Raw genomic sequence first — 3,411 nt, 5'->3', positions numbered from 1 at the left:
ATGCTGGACCGCAATGAACGGCGCGAAATGTGGCGATATGAGGTCCAGCGCCTGCGTGCCCGGCGAGGTTCTCTCAGGCCGGCTGAAGCGCGAGATCGATCGCCACCGGGACGTGATCGGACGGTTTTTCCCAGGCGCGCACGTGCTTTTCGATCGACGCGGAAGAAAACCGGTTGGCGGCTTCCGGCGACAAAAGCAGGTGGTCGATGCGGATGCCGTTGTTCTTCTGCCAGGCGCCGGCCTGATAGTCCCAGAACGTGTAGGTGTCGTGCGCGTCGGTGACCGCGCGCACCGCCTCGGTGAAACCAAGGTTGAGCAGCCGGCGGAAGGCTTGTCGCGTCTGCGGCTGGAACAGGGCGTCGCCCAGCCAGTTCTCCGGAAACCGCGCGTCGATCCGCTCGGGAATCACGTTGTAGTCGCCGGCGAGCACCAGGGCCTCCTCAAGTCTCAGCCGTTCTTCGGCCCAGCGCTCCAGCCGCGCCATCCAGGACAGCTTGTAAGGAAACTTCTTCTCGTCATCGATCGGATTGCCGTTCGGCAGATAGAGCGAGGCGACGCGCAAGGCGCCCTTGTCGGTCGAGAAAACGCCTTCGATGAAACGCGCCTGTTCATCGGCATCGTCGCCGGGCAGGCCCCGGATGACTTCGTCGAAGCGCAGCTTCGACAACAGGGCCACGCCGTTGAAACCCTTCTGGCCATGGGTTTCGACATTGTAGCCAAGCGCCTCGATCTCGGCGCGCGGGAATTGCTCGTCGACGGTCTTGATCTCCTGCAGGCAGACGATGTCGGGTGCGCTCTCGGTCAGCCAATGGGTGAGATTGCCAATGCGGGCGCGGACACCGTTGATGTTCCAGGTGACGATTTTCATGGCGGTCTCGATGCTATTCAGTTGGATTCTTGCGGCGGATGGCGTTCGACGAGGCCAATCGTATTGCCAGCCGGGTCCTTTAGGAAGGCCATCCATTCGCTTTCCCCCGCTGGACCGAACTGGCCCTCCGTGTCGCGATGGACAAGTGTTGGCGGCGCGGTGAAGGGTACGCCTGCCGCGACCGCAGAGGCATGGAAGTCGTCGAGGCCGGATATGTCGAGATAGACGGTTCCGGCCGGTATGCCGTCAGTGAACAGCAGCCTGATATCGCCGGCCATGATGAAGGCGATGCCCGGCGGATCGAAGCGCGCATGAACCGCCATGCCGAGCACGTCGCGCCAGAAAGCCAGCGTGGTGTCGAGATCACGGCCAGCCGACAGCGCGATCTGACGGATCGCACTAATGGCAGGCATTCTATATGGAGAAACTCGTGCCGCAGCCGCAGGAGGCGACGGCGTTCGGATTGCGGATCTGGAACGACTGGCCCATCAGATCGTCGACGAAATCGATCACAGAGCCGCCCATATAGACCAGCGACAGGTCGTCGATCAGCACGGTGGCGCCGTCCTTCTCGATGGCGACGTCGTCGTCGTTGCGCGTATCGACCAGGTCGAACTTGTAGGAGAAGCCCGAGCAGCCGCCGCCTTCGACCGACACGCGCAGCGCCGTCTTGCCGGCCTCGTTCGAGACAATCCTGGCGATCCGCCTGGCGGCGGCCTCGGTCATATCGACTTTCATGGCAGTCTTGGCATCAGCGCCCATGGGCGTCACCTTGCTTTCGGTTTCACATGATAGGTATGAAGCGCGAGGGGCCAAGTCAACCTGGCTAAGTCAACTGCGGCAGCATCAGCCATGACCAACGAGTTGGGCGACATCGGATTCGGCTATCGGCCGCGCGCCGCCTATGCCTGCGATCCGGCAAAGTCGCGCGGGCGGCTGTTCGACGAGGTGGAAAGCCCGACCCGCACGCCATTCCAGCGTGACCGTGACCGCATCATCCATTCGACGGCCTTCCGGCGGCTCAAGCACAAGACGCAGGTCTTCATCGCGCATGAAGGCGACCACTATCGCACCCGGCTGACCCATTCGATCGAAGTGGCGCAGATCGCGCGCGCCCTGGCACGGGCGCTGCGCGGCGACGAGGATCTCGCCGAGGCGGTGGCGCTGGTGCATGATTTCGGCCACACGCCCTTCGGCCACACCGGCGAGGACGCGCTGAACGAAAAGATGGCCGCCTGGGGCGGCTTCGACCACAACGCGCAATCGCTGCGCATCGTGACGAGGCTGGAGGCGCGCTACGCCGAGTTCGATGGGCTCAACCTGACCTGGGAAACGCTGGAAGGCCTGGTCAAGCACAATGGGCCGCTGACGAATGCTAACGGCAAAGGTCTGAAAGGGCCGGTGCCGCAGGCGATCCGTGATTACTCTGAACTGCACGATCTCGAACTCGACCGGTTTGCCGGCATCGAGGCGCAATGCGCGGCGATCGCCGACGATATAGCCTACAACACGCATGACATCGATGACGGCTTGAGGGCAGGGCTCTTGACGCTGGACATGCTGGAGACGGTTTCGCTGCCGGGAACGATCCTGAAAGGCGTTCGCTCACGCTATCCCTCCCTCGATGATGTGCGCACTGGCCACGAGCTGATGCGGCGGCAGATAACCGCCATGGTCGAGGACGTGATCAAGTCGACGACCGCCAATCTCGATCGCATCAGGCCGCGGAGCGCCGATGCGGTGAGGGCAGCTGGCGAGACGATGGTGGTTTTCTCGGCCGAAATGGCTGCCTTGGAGAAAGAACTGAAGGCCTTCCTGTACAAGCACCTCTACCGGCACGCGGAGGTTATGCGGGTGCGCGCGGACGCCGAGCAGATCGTCAAAAATCTGTTCGACGCCTATTTCGCCGATCCGCGCGCCATGCCGGACGGCTGGCGCGAGGGGCTGGATCGGGCCGACGACCGCATCAAGGCGCGCAGCGTCGCCGACTTCCTGGCGGGTATGACCGACACCTACGCGCTCAAGGAACACCGGCGTTTGTTTGACCATACGCCTGAATTGGGCTAGGGCGGGCTCGATTTTGCCGGCCAACGAGCCGGATTCGCTGCAAAGCCGCCAGAGCCAGACCCCAGAGTCACACAAATGAACATCTTCGCCGATTTCACCGCGCGAATCATAAAAGCCGTCGAAGCGCTTGATCTGAAAGACAAAGACGGCGTTTCGCCTGACCTGTCGCGCATTGCCGTCGAGCCGCCGCGCGACGCCAGCCACGGCGACCTAGCGACCAATGCGGCGATGGTGCTGGCCAAGCCGACCGGCCAGAACCCGCGCGCGCTGGCTGAAAGACTGGCGCAGGCGCTGCGCGACGACAAGGATGTCGCGGCGACGGAAGTGGCTGGGCCCGGTTTCGTCAATCTCAGGCTCAAGGACGGCTTCTGGCAGACACATCTGACCGCACTGCTCGGCGAGGGCCGCAACTATGGCCGCTCGACGGTTGGCGGCGGCAGGAAGACCAATGTCGAATATGTCTCGGCCAATCCGAC

General features: G+C 63.0%; 4 protein-coding genes and 1 pseudogene. 2 read left to right on the top strand and 3 right to left on the bottom strand.

The features are described 5' to 3' along the window. Window positions 1–73 precede the first annotated feature (73 nt). The 3 genes from xth to erpA are packed head-to-tail and all read right to left on the bottom strand — an operon-like array spanning window position 74 to window position 1,630. Window positions 74–868: an exodeoxyribonuclease III gene (gene xth, locus EN939_RS26125; RefSeq protein ID WP_127270660.1), complete on the bottom strand. Its 795-nt coding sequence runs from the start codon at window positions 866–868 to the stop codon at window positions 74–76. 17 nt (window positions 869–885) lie between these two features. Continuing rightward, window positions 886–1,281 (bottom strand): VOC family protein, encoded by a 396-nt coding sequence (locus EN939_RS26120; protein ID WP_127270658.1) that lies wholly within the window; start codon window positions 1,279–1,281, stop codon window positions 886–888. A gap of 1 nt (window position 1,282) precedes the next feature. Further along, entirely contained in the window at window positions 1,283–1,630 is a 348-nt protein-coding gene (gene erpA, locus EN939_RS26115) for an iron-sulfur cluster insertion protein ErpA (protein ID WP_127270656.1), read from the bottom strand. A 90-nt stretch (window positions 1,631–1,720) separates the two neighbouring features. On the opposite strand from erpA, the gene EN939_RS26110 reads away from it, so the two are divergent. Together EN939_RS26110 and EN939_RS26105 are read left to right on the top strand one after the other, a co-directional pair. Further along, the gene (locus EN939_RS26110) at window positions 1,721–2,935 is read left to right on the top strand and encodes a deoxyguanosinetriphosphate triphosphohydrolase (protein WP_127270655.1); all 1,215 of its coding nucleotides are present in this window, start codon (window positions 1,721–1,723) and stop codon (window positions 2,933–2,935) included. 75 nt (window positions 2,936–3,010) lie between these two features. Beyond that, window positions 3,011–3,411: pseudogene (locus EN939_RS26105) on the top strand (arginine--tRNA ligase); the annotation flags it as partial.

The organism is Mesorhizobium sp. M7A.F.Ca.CA.002.05.1.1, assembly GCF_003998335.1.
Classification (GTDB): domain Bacteria; phylum Pseudomonadota; class Alphaproteobacteria; order Rhizobiales; family Rhizobiaceae; genus Mesorhizobium.
This window is presented reverse-complemented; position numbering and strand designations above follow the sequence as displayed.

Excerpts from the sequence above, each read along its gene's own strand:
- EN939_RS26120 (WP_127270658.1), bottom strand. The coding sequence starts at position 1,281 with ATGCCTGCCATTAGTGCGATCCGTCAGATCGCGCTGTCGGCTGGCCGT.
- erpA (WP_127270656.1), bottom strand. The coding sequence starts at position 1,630 with ATGGGCGCTGATGCCAAGACTGCCATGAAAGTCGATATGACCGAGGCC.
- EN939_RS26110 (WP_127270655.1), top strand. The coding sequence starts at position 1,721 with ATGACCAACGAGTTGGGCGACATCGGATTCGGCTATCGGCCGCGCGCC.
- xth (WP_127270660.1), bottom strand. The coding sequence starts at position 868 with ATGAAAATCGTCACCTGGAACATCAACGGTGTCCGCGCCCGCATTGGC.